The sequence below is a fragment of the Pseudomonas carassii genome (genome assembly GCF_036324045.1).
In the GTDB taxonomy this organism is placed as follows: Bacteria; Pseudomonadota; Gammaproteobacteria; order Pseudomonadales; family Pseudomonadaceae; genus Aquipseudomonas; species Aquipseudomonas peradeniyensis.
In genome coordinates this window covers 105010-120954 of the sequence record NZ_JAZDCT010000004.1, presented here as the reverse complement: position 1 = coordinate 120954, position 15945 = coordinate 105010, and the positions used below count along the sequence as shown (strand labels likewise).

General features: G+C 66.2%; 14 protein-coding genes and 1 tRNA gene. 9 read left to right on the top strand and 6 right to left on the bottom strand.

The genetic code is table 11. The annotated features are described in order from the left end of the window. Positions 1–11: 11 nt before the first annotated feature. Entirely contained in the window at positions 12–449 is a 438-nt protein-coding gene (locus tag V0R62_RS04470; protein ID WP_062572988.1) for a hypothetical protein, read from the bottom strand. A gap of 212 nt (positions 450–661) precedes the next feature. Here V0R62_RS04470 and V0R62_RS04465 point away from each other — a divergent pair, with 212 nt between their 5' ends. The 6 genes from V0R62_RS04465 to V0R62_RS04440 all read left to right on the top strand — a co-directional run bounded on the left by V0R62_RS04465 (position 662) and on the right by V0R62_RS04440 (position 6435). After that, complete coding sequence (locus V0R62_RS04465; RefSeq protein WP_330102914.1) at positions 662–2152, top strand: sensor domain-containing diguanylate cyclase; 1491 nt, start codon at positions 662–664, stop codon at positions 2150–2152. After that, positions 2145–2366: a cysteine-rich CWC family protein gene (locus tag V0R62_RS04460; RefSeq protein WP_330102913.1), complete on the top strand. Its 222-nt coding sequence runs from the start codon at positions 2145–2147 to the stop codon at positions 2364–2366. Before V0R62_RS04465 ends, V0R62_RS04460 begins: the two co-directional genes overlap by 8 nt. Before the next feature lie 34 nt (positions 2367–2400). Next, entirely contained in the window at positions 2401–3093 is a 693-nt protein-coding gene (locus tag V0R62_RS04455) for a pseudouridine synthase (RefSeq protein WP_330102912.1), read from the top strand. Between the two features lie 379 nt (positions 3094–3472). Then, a complete protein-coding gene (locus tag V0R62_RS04450) occupies positions 3473–4357 on the top strand; it encodes an alpha/beta fold hydrolase (protein WP_330102911.1) in 885 nt (294 codons plus the stop codon). Positions 4358–4472: 115 nt separating this feature from the next. Further along, positions 4473–4546 (top strand) — tRNA-Gly (locus tag V0R62_RS04445). 188 nt (positions 4547–4734) lie between these two features. Next, positions 4735–6435: a SulP family inorganic anion transporter gene (locus tag V0R62_RS04440; RefSeq protein WP_330102910.1), complete on the top strand. Its 1701-nt coding sequence runs from the start codon at positions 4735–4737 to the stop codon at positions 6433–6435. A 131-nt stretch (positions 6436–6566) separates the two neighbouring features. Here the strand turns inward: V0R62_RS04440 and V0R62_RS04435 are convergent, their stop codons facing one another. The 5 genes from V0R62_RS04435 to V0R62_RS04415 form a co-directional block, all read right to left on the bottom strand. Next, positions 6567–8162, bottom strand: coding sequence for an alpha/beta hydrolase (locus tag V0R62_RS04435; protein ID WP_330102909.1), 1596 nt, complete (start codon positions 8160–8162; stop codon positions 6567–6569). Positions 8163–8169: 7 nt separating this feature from the next. Continuing rightward, positions 8170–10533 carry a TonB-dependent receptor gene (locus V0R62_RS04430; protein ID WP_330102908.1) on the bottom strand — a complete coding sequence of 788 codons (2364 nt, stop codon included), beginning with the start codon at positions 10531–10533 and terminating at the stop codon, positions 8170–8172. 80 nt (positions 10534–10613) lie between these two features. Then, entirely contained in the window at positions 10614–11576 is a 963-nt protein-coding gene (locus V0R62_RS04425; protein ID WP_330102907.1) for a FecR family protein, read from the bottom strand. Then, positions 11569–12105, bottom strand: coding sequence for an RNA polymerase sigma factor (locus tag V0R62_RS04420; RefSeq protein WP_330102906.1), 537 nt, complete (start codon positions 12103–12105; stop codon positions 11569–11571). The genes V0R62_RS04425 and V0R62_RS04420 overlap by 8 nt, the downstream gene beginning before the upstream one ends. Positions 12106–12185: 80 nt before the next feature. Continuing rightward, the gene (locus V0R62_RS04415; protein ID WP_330102905.1) at positions 12186–13244 is read right to left on the bottom strand and encodes a glycerophosphodiester phosphodiesterase family protein; all 1059 of its coding nucleotides are present in this window, start codon (positions 13242–13244) and stop codon (positions 12186–12188) included. Between the two features lie 142 nt (positions 13245–13386). Between V0R62_RS04415 and V0R62_RS04410 the strand changes: the two genes are divergently transcribed. The 3 genes from V0R62_RS04410 to V0R62_RS04400 all read left to right on the top strand — a co-directional run bounded on the left by V0R62_RS04410 (position 13387) and on the right by V0R62_RS04400 (position 15945). Beyond that, positions 13387–14403 (top strand): DUF4917 family protein, encoded by a 1017-nt coding sequence (locus V0R62_RS04410; protein WP_330102904.1) that lies wholly within the window; start codon positions 13387–13389, stop codon positions 14401–14403. A gap of 76 nt (positions 14404–14479) precedes the next feature. Continuing rightward, positions 14480–15001 carry an RNA polymerase sigma factor gene (locus V0R62_RS04405; RefSeq protein ID WP_198743094.1) on the top strand — a complete coding sequence of 174 codons (522 nt, stop codon included), beginning with the start codon at positions 14480–14482 and terminating at the stop codon, positions 14999–15001. Next, positions 14998–15945 carry a FecR family protein gene (locus V0R62_RS04400; RefSeq protein WP_330102903.1) on the top strand — a complete coding sequence of 316 codons (948 nt, stop codon included), beginning with the start codon at positions 14998–15000 and terminating at the stop codon, positions 15943–15945. The genes V0R62_RS04405 and V0R62_RS04400 overlap by 4 nt, the downstream gene beginning before the upstream one ends.

Below are 15945 nucleotides of genomic sequence, written 5' to 3'. Positions count from 1 at the left end.
TCAGTGCCCTGTCAACGCGACCAGCCCCGCTCACCACCCCGGCCCCCATCGGGTCGACGGTCACGGTTGCCCTGCCCGTTGGAATGCCAGCGATCACCCCGGCGATCGTCATTGCGGTAGTCGTGGCGGTCGCGATCCCGACCGTAGTCGTAGCGCTGGCGGTTGCCATAGTCGTAACGCGGATTCCCGTGCCAGCGCGGTTGCATGCCGGGCGCTGGATAAGGTCGGTACTGCGGCACCGGCGCCGGCCTGTAGTAACGCGGCGCAGGCTGGTAGTAGTAACGGGTCTGCGGTACCACGTAATAGCGGTCCTGGCGGTAGTAGCCTGGGTAAACGTAGCGATCGCTGGTGTAGTAGTCGCTGCGGTAATAGCCGCCGCTCTCGTAGTAAGGGGCGCAGGCGGAGGTCAGCAGTCCGAGCAGGACGACGAGCAGGATTCGTGGGTACATGGCGGCCTCCTGGACCGCAGGGGTGCCCGGCACAGCGACGCTGGCGGGCGTCGACGACAAGCAGTAGGTCGACACAGGATAAGACCGTCGCAACAAGGTTCAGTGCCATTTTCGCAACAAATTGAAACAGGTCCTATACCCCTGAAAAACATGCAGTCATTTTTCAGTCATCTCACTAGAATGTGGCCACCGGCACACCTCACGGGACGATCATGCCCTCGCCTTCCGCCCTGTTCTCGCAACGCTCGCTGATCTTCGCCCTGCTGCTGTTGCTGGCCGGCGGCTTCCTCGCCACCTCACTGCTCGGCTACTACGCCTCGCGCGGTGCGATCCGCGACGGCATCATCAATACCGAGCTGCCGCTGACCTCCGACAACGTCTACTCGGAGATCCAGAAGGACCTGATCCGCCCGGTGCTGATCGCCTCGATGATGGCCCAGGACACCTTCCTGCGCGACTGGGTGCTGGCCGGCGAGCAGGACACCGGGCGCATCACCCGCTACCTGGGCGCGGTGATGGGCAGCCAGGCCACCTGCACCAGCTTCTTCGTCTCCGACCGCAGCCTCACCTACTACCAGGCCAAGGGCGTGCTCAAGCAGGTGCGGGCCGACGCCTGGCGCGACGCCTGGTACTTTCGCCTGCGCCAGTCGAGCAAGCCCTACGAGATCAACGTCGACCTGGACATGGCCAACCAGGACAAGCTCACCGTGTTCATCAACCACCGGGTGCTCGACTACCAGCAGCGTTTCATCGGCGCCGCCGGCGTGGGCTTGAGCGTGGAGTCGGTGGTCCGCCTGATCGACGACTACCAACGGCGCTACCAGCGCTCGGTGCTGTTCACCGACGCCCAGGGCAAGGTCCTGCTGACCGGCTCCGACGGCGGCCCTCATGGCCTGCGCGCCGGACAGCAACTGGCCGACAGCAGCCAGTGGCAGGACCTGCTGGCACGCATGCCGACACCGGCCAGCGGCAGCCACGAGTACACCGACAACGACGGCCACAGCCATTTCCTCAATGTGCGCCTGCTGCCGGAGCTGGACTGGTACCTGCTGGTGGACAAGCGCGAGACCGGCGCCCTGGACCGCATCCGCCAGTCGCTGTACCTGAACCTGGCGATCTGCGCCATGATCACCCTGGTGGTCTTGTCGCTGCTCAACGCCATGATCAAGCGGCACCAGGACAACGCCGAGGCACTGGCCACCCTCGACAGCCTCACAGGCCTGCCCAATCGCCGCAGTTTCGACCTGCTGGCCGGCCAGGCGCTCATCGAAGCCCAGCGTGACAGCGCGCCGCTGGTCGCCCTGCTGATCGACCTCGACCACTTCAAGACCCTCAACGACACCCATGGCCACCTGGCCGGCGACGAAGTGCTGCGCCAGTTCGCCAATGTGTTGCAGGGCAGCCTGCGCCAGTCCGATATACTGTGCCGCTGGGGCGGCGAGGAGTTCGTCGTGCTGCTGCGCGAAGCCGAAGGCCGCCAGGCCATCGAGGTGGCGGAAAAGATCCGCCGGCGCACCGAGCAACTGACCTTCAGCCACGCCGACCAGCCACTGCGCCTGACCGTGAGCATCGGCCTGTCCGCCCTGCAGCGCGACGACAGCCTGCACAGCCTGCTGACCCGCGCCGACCACGCGCTCTATCGTGCCAAACAAGGCGGACGCAACCGCGTCTGCAGCGAAATGCCCGGACCCGACCATGCCTGATCCTCAACGCTGCCCCGCCTGCGGCGCCCTCAACCAGTGCGGCCTGGCCGACCCGCGCAGCGCCACGCAAGGCTGTTGGTGCTTCGACGTGGCCATCGACCCGGCGCTGATCGAGGCCCTGCCTGCCGAACTGCGCGACAAGGCCTGCCTGTGCCCGCGCTGCGCGCAGGTGGATGAGCAGCTCAATGCAGCACCAGCACGCACGATCCGCTAGACTGCGCGCCGATTTCCCGCAAGCGACCCGTCCCATGCGCCTCGACCGATTCCTCGGCAACCTGCCCTGCTACAACCGCCAGCAAGTGCGCCTGCTGCTGGCGCAGCGGCGCGTGCGCGTGGATGGCCTGCCGACCGGAGACCCGCTGCTGGAGGTGCGTGAATTCAGCCGGGTCGAGGTCGATGAGCAAGTGCATCAGGCCGGGCGTCCGGCGCGCTACCTGATGCTGTACAAGCCCGCCGGGTGCGTCAGCGCCACCCAGGACCCGCAGCACCGCACCGTGCTCGACCTGCTGCCGGCAGCGCTGCGCGATGACCTGCACATCGCCGGGCGCCTGGACTACAACACCACCGGGCTGATGATCCTGACCAACGATGGCCAGTGGTCGCGGCGCCTGACCCAGCCACGGACCAAGCAGCCCAAGACCTATCTGGTGCACACCGAGGACGAAATCGGTGCACATTACATCGATCGGTTCCGCGAAGGGTTCTACTTCGCCTTCGAAGACCTCACCACCCTGCCCGCGCAGCTGGACATCCTCGGCCCGCGCAGCGCGCGCCTGGTCATCGTCGAGGGCCGCTATCACCAGGTGAAGCGGATGTTCGGGCACTTCCAGAACAAGGTGGTGGGACTGCACCGGGAAAGCATGGGGTCGATCACACTGGACCCGATATTGCATCCAGGAGAGTTCAGGGCGCTGACCGCCGAGGAAATCGCCTCGGTCTGAGCGGACCCGCCATTCGGCGGTTTCCCACGAAAGATTGCCTGAACGGCACTTGCGCGATCCTGCCCTCCCTGCTTGACTGCTAACTCGTCGGTCTGCATGTGACTCATCAGTCACGACAGCAGTCCAAGACGCCCTTTACCGGCCACCCGGGGTCTCGATGCCCTGGGGCACGGTAATCGCCCGCACAACAATACCGTCGTCTACAAGCGTCAAGGATCGACACAAGGGCCCACCGGTTTCAGTTCCAGGCGAATGCCTACCTGTCATAAAGCACGTGCACCCTAATGGCCTGTCCGGTCGATTCGGCGCCTAGCCCGCCTGCCGATCGCACACGCCACCAGGTGACGCGAATACCCTTTTTGCGCCAGGAGTCGATGACATGAGGCCAGAAATCGCTGTACTTGATATCCAAGGGCAGTACCGGGTTTACACGGAGTTCCATCGCGCGGAAGGCGCCGAGAAGACGATCATCCTGATCAATGGCTCATTGGCCACCACGGCGTCCTTTGCACAGACAGTGCGCAACCTGCACCCACAGTTCAACGTGGTGCTGTACGACCAGCCGTACGCCGGCAAGTCCAAACCCCACAACCGCCATGAACGGCTGCTGACCAAGGAAGCCGAGGCGCACATCCTGCTCGAGCTGATCGAACACTTCCGTGCCGACCACGTGATGTCGTTCTCCTGGGGCGGCGCCTGCACCCTGCTGGCGCTGGCGCACCAGCCGCGGCTGGTGAAGAAGGCCATCGTCAGCTCGTTCTCGCCGGTGATCAACGAACCGATGCGCGACTACCTGGAGCGCGGTTGCCAGTACCTGGCCGCCTGCGACCGCTACCAGGTGGGCAACCTGGTCAACGACACCATCGGCAAGCACCTGCCGTCGCTGTTCAAGCGCTTCAACTACCGGCACGTCAGCAGCCTGGACAGCCACGAGTACGCGCAGATGCATTTCCACATCAACCAAGTGCTCGAGCATGACCTGGAGCGGGCGCTGAAGGCCGCGCGCAACATCGACATCCCGGTGCTGTTCATCAACGGCGACCGTGACGAGTACACCACTGTCGAGGATGCCCGCCAGTTCAGCCGCCATGTCGGGCGCAGCCAGTTCAGCGTGATCCGTGACGCCGGCCACTTCCTCGACATGGAGCACAAGGCCGCCTGCGAGGACACCCGCAGCGCAATGCTCGGTTTCCTCAAGCCGGCGCTGCGCGAAGCCCGCCAGCGCTACACACAGGAAGCGGGGCAGCATGCACTGGCCATCTGAGCGCATCGGCGCCCTGTAGCCCTCGATACCCGCAGGCTACGGGTCGCCGACAGGCTTTTTTACAGCCATGGGCTTCTCATTCGGGGAGGGTTCTGGTAAAAAGTCGTGCTTCGAAGCGGGTATAGTTTATTGGTAAAACTATAGCTTCCCAAGCTATTGAGGAGGGTTCGATTCCCTCTACCCGCTCCAACTCGCATTCCCCGCACGACGTTCCAGCAACGTCGTCGCTGTCAAAAGGAGCCTCGGCTCCTTTTTTCGTTCCCAGCGTTCCTTTCTTGATCTGGCCCATGGCCTCCGCCGCGCCGATTGGCTTGAATGCCCAGTGATTCGCGGCACATAACCGCTAAGCTTGCTGAAACAATTTCAAAGGACTGCGCATGTTTCTCTCCCGCTGGCTACCAGGCCTGGCCAACCTGTTGCACTACCGTCGCGAGTGGTTCCACGCTGACCTGCAGGCCGGCCTGTCGGTGGCCGCGATCCAGATCCCCATCGCCATCGCCTATGCGCAGATCGTCGGCCTACCGCCGCAGTACGGCTTGTACGCCTGCGTGCTGCCGATGATGGTCTATGCCCTGGTCGGCAGCTCACGCCAGTTGATGGTCGGCCCGGACGCCGCCACCTGCGCCATGATCGGCGGAGCCGTGGCGCCACTGGCCATGGGCGACCCGCACCGCATCGCCGAGCTGTCGGTGATCGTCACCGTGCTGGTGGGCGTGATGCTGATCGCCGCCGGGGTGGCGCGAGCCGGCTTCATCGCCAGCTTTTTCTCGCGGCCGATCCTCATCGGCTACCTCAACGGCATCGGCCTGAGCCTGCTCGCCGGGCAGTTGTCGAAGGTGGTGGGCTTCAAGATCGAAGGCGACGGCTTCATCCTCAGCCTGATCAACTTTCTCCAGCGCCTGGGCGAGATCCACTGGCTGACCCTGGCCATCGGCCTGGCCGGGTTGGGCCTACTGATCTGGCTGCCGCGACGCTACCCGAGACTGCCGGCGGCACTGGTGACCGTGGTGGTGTTCACCGCCCTGGCCGGACTGTGCGGCCTGGACCGTTACGGCGTGGCGATCCTCGGCCCGGTGCCGGCCGGCATTCCGGAGCTGGCCTGGCCACAGAGCACCCTGGCGGAAACCAAGAGCCTGCTGCGCGATGCCCTGGGTATCGCCACCATCAGTTTCTGCAGCGCCATGCTCACTGCCCGCAGCTTTGCCGCCCGCCACGGCTACGCGATCAACGCCAACCACGAGTTCCTCGCCCTGGGCGTGAGCAACCTGGCCGCCGGCATATCCCAGGGCTTTGCCATCAGCGGCGCCGACTCGCGCACCGCAGTCAACGACATGGTCGGCGGCAAGAGCCAGCTGGTGGGCATCATCGCCGCCCTGGTGATCGCCCTGATCCTGCTGTTCTTCACCGCGCCCATGGCCTGGATTCCCCAGGCCGCGCTGGGCGCGGTGCTGCTGATGGCCGGCTGGGGGCTGATCGACGTGAAGTCGCTCAAGACCATCCGCAAGCTCAGCCGTTTCGAGTTCTGGCTGTGCCTGCTGACCACGGTCGGCGTGCTCGGCCTGGGCGTGTTGCCGGGCATCGTGTTCGCCGTGACCCTGGCCATCCTGCGCCTGCTCTACAGCATCTACCAGCCCACCGACGCCGTGCTGGGCTGGGTGCCGGGCATCGAGGGCCAGGTGGACGTGCGCCAGCACAAGGACGCCCGCACCGTGCCAGGCCTGGTGGTGTACCGCTTCGACGACGCGATCCTGTTCTTCAATGCCGACTACTTCAAGATGCGCCTGCTCGAAGCCGTGCAGGGCGTGGAGAAACCACAGGTGGTGCTGTTCGACGCGGAGGCCGTGACCAGCATCGACGTCAGTGGCGTGGCGGCCTTGCGCGAAGTGCGTGACACCCTCGCCGCCCAGGGCATCCACTTCGCCATCGCCCGCGCCCGTGGCACCTTCCTGCGCATGCTGGTGCGTTCCGGGATGGCGCGGGAGATGGAGGAGAAGCTGCTGTTCGGCTCGGTACGGGCGGGGATTCGGGCGTATCGGGTGTGGCGTAACAGGGCTCGGCGGGAGGGGGAGGCGGATTGAGGTAGAGGGACTGGCTTTCGATCCCATTTGGGCGGGCGGGTGCCAGACGATGGCCTTGCAGCGCCTATAAGACCGAGCGCCGCGCGGGCGGCGCTCGATCTTATAGGCGCAGAGGATCTATCGCCGAACGCTTACGGCACACAAGCCCGCGCAACAGCCTGTGTCCCCTGCCCAAGCAAGCTGATCAACCCACAGGGCAGGCTCCCCCGCCACTGCAGGTAGTCATGGCCGGCAGGAAACTCCACCTGTTCCACCCGGTACCCCTTGGCCAGCAGCACATCGCGCAGATGGCGGTTGGTATCGAGGATCCTCGGCCCCTCGAACAGCCCCGCCTGCAGGTAGAACCGCAACGGCTGGCGCGGTGCCTTGACGTACTCGCGGGTCAACCAGCCGGGTTCGTCGCCGGCCATCGGCCACCAGTAGGAACCGGACATGCTCAGCACATTGCCGAACAATTCCGGGTGCCTGAGGCCCATGTAGGCCGACGCCAGGCCGCCGTAACTGGACCCCGCGACCACGGTGCGCGCAGCCGACGCCGCCAATCCCTGGCGGCTGGCCCAGGGCATCAGCTCTTCGGCCATGAACCGGGCGAACAGCGGGTTGGGCGGCAACTCCCGCTCGCGGCTTTCGCTGCTGGGGTTGGCGATGATCAGCGCCGCAGTGGGCGGGATCAGGCCGTCGGCAATCAGGTTGTCGAGTATCGTCGGGGTCGGCACCTGGCGGGTGTAGGCATGGGCATCGAACAGCACCAGCAAGGCCTGGTCAGCCTTGCCCGGGCGCCAGCCCGCCGGGCGGTAGAGGTAGATATCGCGCTCGTTGCCCAGCACCTCGCTGGCCAGGCGCTTGCGCTCCAGGCTGCCACGGGCCACCCCGGCACGCTCGGCCACCCACGGCTGGGGCGCCGCATCCGCAAGCTCCAGCCGTGAGCGCGACAACCAGGCATCGCCGCTGGCGTCGGCGAAACTGTTCGGGTTGAGCGGGTCGCGCCGGGTGCTGGCGAGGATCACCCGGCGGTCGTCGGACACCGGCACATCCGGCGCCATCTGATAACTCAGGCGGGTGGCCGCGGGCACCTCGAAGCTGTGGAACCAGACATCGCTCGCGCCCAGCCGGGACAGCGGTTCGTGATTGCCTGTGGGGGCGCCGAACATCCGCACGTTGTCCCGCGCCCCACGCCAGAGGAAGGTGACCAGGCGCATGCCGGGTTGCCCGGGGACGGCCTCGACCAAGGGCGTTCCCTCACTGGCACGGGCCTGCCAGAACACATCGGTAGCGCCTCCAGTTGCCAGGTGCTGCTGCAGGGCGAGCAAGGTCGGGCTGGCAAGGGGCGCGGGCGTACGGCGTTGCTCGCCGACAGGCAGGACCTGCTCCAGGCTCAGGCTGAAGCGCGCCGCCGGGCGTATCGCCAGGGGTTCGGCGCGCACCGCGTAGCGACCGTCCCGCGGCGCGACGAAGAGGAACTCGCGGGGCTGGTCCAGGCCGTCGATCAGCAGGCGCAACGGCGCCCCTTCGGTGTCCAGCAGGCGCAGGCTGACATCACCCTCGCCCCGGCCACGCACCAGATCCCCGGCCTTGAGGGACAACTGCCAGACTGGCGGATGCGCAGCATCAACCTGGCCAGCGACCGGCTTTCCAACCTCAAGCTCGGCGTGCCCGGTCGCCAGGGCCGCATGCGAACAGAGTACGGCCAGCAGCCATGCACCGGGCAAGCACTTGAATCGCAGCATGCTCACCTCAGAAGTCGACGCTGGCGGAGAGTTTGAGCGTGCGCGGTTCGCTGACGGTGGCGTAGCCATCGTTGAACACTCCGGCCCAGTAGGCGCGGTTCTCGACGTTCTCCAGACTGGCGCGCAGGGTCACCTCCTTGCTCAGCACCTTGGTCGCATAGCGCGCGCCGAGGTCGTAGCGGGTCCACTGCGGGATCTTCAGCTGGTTGGCGGAATCGAGGTACTGGGAGCTGCTGTGGATACCCAGGGCGGTCAAGGTCAGGCCCTCGACCCCAGGCAGGTCCCACTCGGCGCCGAGGTTGGCCGACCAGGCCGGCACACCACGGGCGGTGTTGCCGTCCAGGGCGCCATTGTCGGTCTTGGTCAGCACGGCACGGGTATAGGTCACCCCGCCAAGCAAGCGAACGCTGGGCACGACTTCGCCGAACATCGTCCACTCCACCCCTCGGTTACGCTGCTCGCCGCTGTTGTTGTAACGGTTGCTGGCCTTGTCGTAGATCGTGCTGGGCTTTTCGATCTGGAACACGGCCAGCGTGTGGGTGAAGTCACCCAGGTCCCACTTCACCCCAGCTTCCATCTGCTTGGCAACATAGGGCGCGAACTGCTCGCCGTAGTTGGCGGCCTTCTGGTCGGTGACCATGCCGCCCTGGGTCAGACCCTCGATGTAGTTGGCGTACAGCGATACCGGCGCTTCCCAAGGCTTGAGCACGATACCCACGGCCGGGGTCAGCTTGCGCTCGTCATAAGCGGGGTTGCTCATCTTCTGCCTGACACGCTGAGCGCGCGCGCCCAAGGTGAGCAGCACCCGCTCATCCAGGAAGCCCAGGGTATCGGCCACGGCGAAACTCGAGAGGGTGTTGTCACCCGTCTTGGTACTCTTGCCGTGATCACCAGCAATGATTGGCTTGCCCGGATGATAGATGTTGGTGGTGTACGGCTTTCCGGTGACGGTCGGCGAACGGCCGATATCCTGATGCAACAAGGTGGTGCTGAGCACCAGTTGATGGCTAACAGCTCCGGTCATGAAGTTGCCACGCAGGCCCGCCTCGGTGGACAGGCTATGGGTATAGCCGGCCTGATTGAAGGTGTTGGCCGAAGCGGTGCCGTCGTCCTTCTTCACTACAGCGCGGGTGCCGTTGAGGAAACCATCGTAGCGGGTGCGCGCGCCACCGACGCTGGCGTAGGCGGTCCAGCTGTCATCGAGCTGGTATTCGCCACGCACCACCACGGCCTTGCTGATCTGACGGGCGTGAATACCTTCGAGGATGTTGGTGTCCGGCTTGGGTGCGCGGGTCACATGCTTGAGGTCGCTGAAGCCGGCCATCATCGGGCTGCCATTCTCCAGTTTCTCGTGGGTTTCGTAGGCATCCAGTTCGAGTTTGAAATCGTCGCCCCGATAGTCCAGGGCCAACGCCGCCAGGGTGCGGTCCTTGGACTGTTCGTCTACACCCGTGTCGCCGCTGCCGTAGACCCCGTTGAAACGAATGCCGAAGCGGCCATCGGCGAAGCGCCGGCCGACATCGATGTGCTCGGCGACATAACCATCGGACACGTAGCTGGTGGTCAGGCGGGTCAACGGCGCATCGCCGGCACGCTTGGGCACCAGGTTGACCACCCCACCGACGCCACCGTTGGGCGCCATGCCATTGAGCAGCGCGCCCGGTCCCTTGAGCACCTCGACGCGCTCGAGGAATTCGGTCGGCACGTGACCATCGGGCGCCAGGCCGTAGAGACCACCCAGCGCCAGCTCGGTTGAGTCCAGGGCATAGCCACGGATCATGAAGTTCTCGTAGGCATGCCCTTCACCGGTGCTGAAGCGGATCGACGGGTCGTTGCGCAACACCGCGCCGACCGTGCCGCTCTGCTGGTTCTCGATGGTCTTGGCGGTGTAGGCGGTGACGCTGAAGGGGGTGTCCATCAGGTCGCGGTTGCCCAGCATGCCGATGCGCGCACCACGGGCCACCTGGCCACCGCTGTAGCTTTCCGGCAGGTCGCTGTTGAAGCCCGAGGCATTGACCGTGGTCGCCCCCAGGGTCAGGGCACCCTGGTCGGTCGGGCCGCGCAGGATGATCACACCGTTTTCTTCCACCGCCACCAGGTCGCTGCCGGCCAGCAGCTGGCGCAGGGCCTGCAGCACCGTGTAGCGGCCCTGCAGGGCAGGCGCGCTGCGCCCGGCCAGTACACGGCTGTCGGCGGCGATCGCCACCCCCGATTCATGGGCCAGGGCATGCACCGTGGCCTCCAGCGACTGACCCGGCAGGTCGAGGTTCAGCGGCTGGCTGTCGGCCAGGGCCAGGCCGCTGCCGCCGAGGGCGCAGGCCAGGGCCAGGCGCCGCAGGGTGCCGGGGAAGCGGGGGGTGAAAAGCGACATGATCGGTCCTTGCAGGAGGTGGGTTCACAGCTGATGACGCGGCAGCAGCCATCTACCCCTCAAAACAATTTCGCAGGTTTTCAGCGCGGCACGACCAGGCGCACCGCCCCCTGCTCCAGCAGCCTGACCGGCAGGATGCCCGGCAACGCCTCGAGCAACACTTCAGGACGGTCGCTCGGGAAACTGCCCGTCAAGCGCAGGTTGGCCACCCCCGGATCGACCCGAACAGTCCGCCCGACATAGGCATTGAGCTCGCCGATCACCTCGACCAGCGGCTGGTCGGTGAACGACCACCATCCCCGCTGCCAGTGCGCCAGGTCCGGGCCGAACCGGCCACCGGCACGCAAGCTGCCCAACCGCCCCTGGCCATCCAGGCAGATGCGTTCGCCGGCCTGCAGCACCTGCTCGCCCCCCTGCAGGTCGCGCACCTGGACTCGCCCCCGGGCCACCGCCACCTGAACCCGGTCGCCGCGGTCGCTGACCGTGAAGGCGGTGCCCAGCACCTGGACCACGCCCAGGCGCGTGCTGATCAGGAACGGTCGCCACAGCTCATGGGTGACATCGAAGAACACGTTGCCGTGCAGCAACAGGACCTGGCGCTGGCCATGATCGAAACGCACGCGCAGGTTGCTTTCGGCCGCCACCAGCAACTGGCTGCCGTCCGGCAGCGCCAGGGCCTGCGGCGCCTGCGCGTGGGCCGTCTGCAGGTCGTGGTGGAACGGCGCGGTGCGCTTGTACATCCAGCCCAGCCAGCCACCCGCGGCCAGCAGCACGGCCAGCGCGCCGCCCTGGCGCAGCACCCGCCGACGACCGACGTCGCAGGCCTGCGGCTGCAACGCGCCACGCAGTTGCGGCGCGAGGCGGTGAACCAGCTGCCAGCGCTGCTCGGCCTCCAGCCAGGCGCGCTCATGCTCGGCGCTGCGCCCGCGCCAGCGCTGCGCCAGGCCGTGAGTCTTGCGCACGCGTTCCGGATCGTCCCCTTGCAGCGCCGCCAGGTAGACCAGCGCCTGCTGCACCTTGCGCGGCGCGGCCGGCTCAGTCATGACAGCTCGCCAGGCGCAGCTCGGACAGGTCGAAGACCGCCCGGGCGATATGCAGCTCGACCGACTTGGCCGACAGCGCCAGGGCCTCGCACACCTCACGATGACTGTGGCCGTGCAGGCGCACGCGGACGAACACCTCGCGACGCAGCCTGGGCATGCGTTCAATGCGGGCGATCAGGTGCTGCAGCTGTTCGCGCGCAATCATGATCTCTTCCACGCTGGGGCTGAGCCAATCTGCCCGCGCCAGCCAATCTTCCAGCGCCGCCAGTTCGGTGCTGCGCCGGCGGTACTGGTCGATGCACAGGTTGCGCGCCGCCTGGAACAGCAAGGCCCGGGCATTGATCACCGGTGTGTTGAGCGCATGGGCATAGGCCTGGGCGAAGCTGGACTGGGCGATGTCGGCGGCATCGTCAGGATTGCGCAGCCGCCCGCAGAGGTAGCGGCGCAGATCGCTGTAATGGGCGAGCAGATCGTCGACGGCCGCCTTGAGGGCCGGCCGGGCGTGCCAAACGCTGGAAAGGGAGGTCATTGCGGATGTGGCGAGGGCCGCTAATAGGAATTCCTATCATTCTCACACATGTCATTCGGCCATCGCCAGCATCTTGTCGATCAGTAACCCAGCTTGCGCAGCAACTGGCCCTCGTTCTGCGGCAACGGCCGGCCATAGAAGCGCATCAGCTCAGCGGCGCGGTTGGTGAAGATGCCATCGACGCCGGCTTTCATCGCCTTGTCGAAGTCCACCGCCTCGTCGAGGGTGTAGACGTGCACCAGCAGGCCTTTGTCATGACTGGCCTGGTTCATCCAGGGCTGAATCAGGTCGGAATAGCTCTGCTCACCCAGGTGGGTGCGGATCGCCGAAGGGCCGGTGCCGATGGCGCCGCCGGCCTTGGCGTAGTCGAGCCAGCGCTCGAACTCGGCGCGATCCTTCGGTTGCTGGCGGGCGTAGAAGGCCGACTTGTCCTGCTCGCCGGACTCGGCGAAGTCCTGCCCGGAGGCCGGCTCGATGCTGCCCTTGGCCACCCACAGCAAGAGGATCTTCGGCACCTGCGGCATGGCTTCGTGCAGCAGTTTGAGGCTGTTGCGGTCGAAGGTCTGCAACACCACCCGGCCCGGCTTGTCGAGCCAGCCGCGGGCCTCGAGGCGCTTCTTCAGGTCCTGCTCGATGCCAGGGAACTGGGCCGGTTCCTTGGTCTCGATGTACAGACCGGGGTGACGCTCGGGGTTGCCTTCAGCGATGTCGATCACCTCGTCCAGGGTCAGGATGCGCTGGCCCTTGAACGCATCCCGGGCACGCTCGGGATAGGCCTTGTTGAACCAGCTGCCAGCATCCAGCGCCTTGAGTTCGGCCAGGGTGAAGGCGCTGACCGGGCTGGCCTTGCGCTCCGGGTAACGTTCGGCGACGTCGCTGGTGCGGGCCAACACATCGTCGTGAACCACCACCAGCACGCCATCGCGAGTGCGCTGCAGGTCCATTTCCAGGTAGTCGGCGCCCAGTTCACGGGCCAGCAGGTAGGCAGGGGTGGTGGACTCAGGTGCGTCGAACGAGGCGCCGCGGTGGGCGATCACGGTCGGATGAGGAATGTCCTGGGCGCTGGCGAGGGCCTTGCCGTCAGTGGCATGGGCGGCAGTGCTCGCCAGCAGGGTGGCCAGGAGAAGAGTCTTGTACATGGGGAGTCCTTTGCAGATCGGGGCCGGCCTCTGGAAGACGCCGGCAAGGTCAACGGTGCAGTCCTTGAAGGCGCAAGCCTCGCACACTCTGCATGACATGCTAAAGTCCCCGGCGTTTTCCGCCACACCCAACGGACCGCCCATGCCCGCTCTCGACGCCCACCTGCCCTCCTGGGCCGACCTCAACCAGCGCCACCCCAGCACGGCCCTGCTGCTGGGCAACGGCGCCAGCCGCGCGCTGTGGAAACCGTTCGGCTACTTCTCGTTATTCGAACAAGCCCAACAGGTACGGCACAAGGCGCTGGGCGTGAGCGACCAGGCGCTGTTCAAGGCCCTGGGCAGCGAGCTGTTCGAGCCGGTGCTCAGCACCCTGAACACCACGGTACGGGCAAACGCCGCGCTGGCGATCAACTCCACCGCGCCGCTGAACCGCTACTACTCGATCAAGGAAGCGCTGATCCACGCGGTGCGCGCCGTGCACCTGCCCTGGCCGCTGTTCCCCGACGCGGCGCGCACGGCCATCAACCAGGCGCTGCGCCAGTACCGCACCGTCTACACCAGCAACTACGACCTGATCCTGCCCTGGTCCATGGCCCAGGATGCGCAAGGTTTCGCCAGCCTGTTCGACGAGCAGGGTTTCTTCGATGTGCGCCGCAGCCAGGTCGAAGGCATCCGTGTCCTGCACCTGCATGGCGGCATGCACCTGCTTAAGTTACCCGACGGCAGCACCCGCCAGCGTGGCGCGGAACAGGCCGAACTGCTCGAAGGCTTCGCCGTCAACATCCCCGGCGAAGTGCCGCTTTTCGTCAACGAGAGCCGCAGCGAGGACAAGCTGCGCGCCATCCGCAACAGCGACTACCTGTCCTGGAGCCTGGGGCAACTGGCCCGTGAACAGGGTGGCCTGTGCCTGTTCGGGCAGCACCTGGACGCCAGCGACCAGCACCTGCTCGAGGCCATCCGTCAGGCACGGCCCCAGCACCTGGCCATCGCCATCCGACCATTGAACGAGGCTTCGATCATCAACCAGAAGCAGCACTTTATCGACCGTTTCGCTGATCTTGCCCAGGTTCCCCTACATTTCTTCGATTCAGTCAGTCATCCCCTGGGGTTGGCCGAATTGGCGATTGCCGTACCCGCCAGCCACGCTCGTCGGCATTGATTCGGCAACTTTGCAAATGTAAATAATTCTCGATAAGATCCGCACCCTTTCCTCCACGCCAGCCCGGAAAGCGTGCATGCAGCGCCCCAAGCCCGACCCTGTCGCCCACGGTTTCTATGCCGACATCCTGCATTTCCTGCGCAAGCGCATGGACAATGCCAGCGATGCCGCAGACATGACCCAGGATGTGTTCGCCCAGTGGCTGGGCTACCGGGATCGGGCCAAGGTCGAACAGCCCCGCGCGTTCCTGTTCCAGGTGGCGCGCAACCTGCTGAGCGACCATTGGCGACGGCAGAAAGTCCGCCACGCGGTGCTGGCCGACGACACCCTGCCCGAGGCGCAGAATCCACCAGCCAACGACCCGCTGGACCACGCCCAGCAGCAACAACGGCTGAATCAATTGCGCCAGGTGCTCGCCGAACTCTCGCCGCGACGCCGCGAAGCCCTTATGCTGCACCGTTTCGAAGGCCTGACCCAGGCCCAGATCGCCGAACGCATGAACATTTCCGTCAGCATGGTCGAAAAGCACATCGCCGCCGCCCTGCTGCAATGCAAGCAACGCCTGGACAGTGACAACGGCACGGAGCAGTTCCCATGACCCCCACCGACGAGCTCGACCCGCGCCCGATCGACGCCCAGGCGGCGAGCTGGTTCAGCCGCAACCGCAACCAGCCCTCGCGCCAGGAGCGCAAGGCGTTCGCCCTGTGGATGCAGACGCCCGAGCACACCCGCGCCTACCGCCAGTTCGAACAGTTGTGGGATGACCTGGCCGCGCTCAAGCAGGCCAACCGCCCTGTGCCCTTGCCGGTGCGCCGCACGCCACGCTGGCGCCCGGCCCTGGCAACCGCGGCGGCCCTGCTCTGCGCGGTGCTGGCGGGCAACCTGGGGGCGGGCAGCACCGCCTTCAGCCAGCGCATCGCCGCCGGCCAGGCCTTGCAGACCCTGCAACTGCCCGACGGCAGCCAGCTCTTCGTCAACGCCCAGACCCGCCTGCGCCTGGACTTCAGCGCCGAGCGCCGACTGATCCATCTCGACCACGGCCAGTTGTACATCGAGGTGGCGCCGGACAAGGAACGCCCCCTCTTCGTCGACGCCGGCAGCGGCCGGGTGCGCGTGGTCGGCACCGGCTTCGACCTGCGCCGTGGCGAACGCGAATTGGTGGTGGCGGTCGCCCATGGCCAGGTAGCGTTCGATACGCCGGGCGAACGACAACCACCCGTGCTGCTCGGCGCCCGACAGGGCGCCACCTACGACCTGGCGCGCGGCAGCCTGACCCGCCACGAACTCGGTGAGCAACCGATCGCCGACTGGCGCGAGGGCCATGTGAGCTTCCGCAACCGCGAACTGGCCAGCCTGGTCGACGAGCTCGGCCTGTATCGCCAGCACCCGGTGGTGCTGGCCGATCCGGCGCTCGGTCGCTACAAGGTGTCCGGCAACCTCGACGTGCACGATCCGGACGCCCTGCTCAATGCCCTGCCCGCGCTGTTGCCGGTCAAGACCACCTTGCTCGCCGACGGACGCCTGCGCATCGAGCGACGCTAA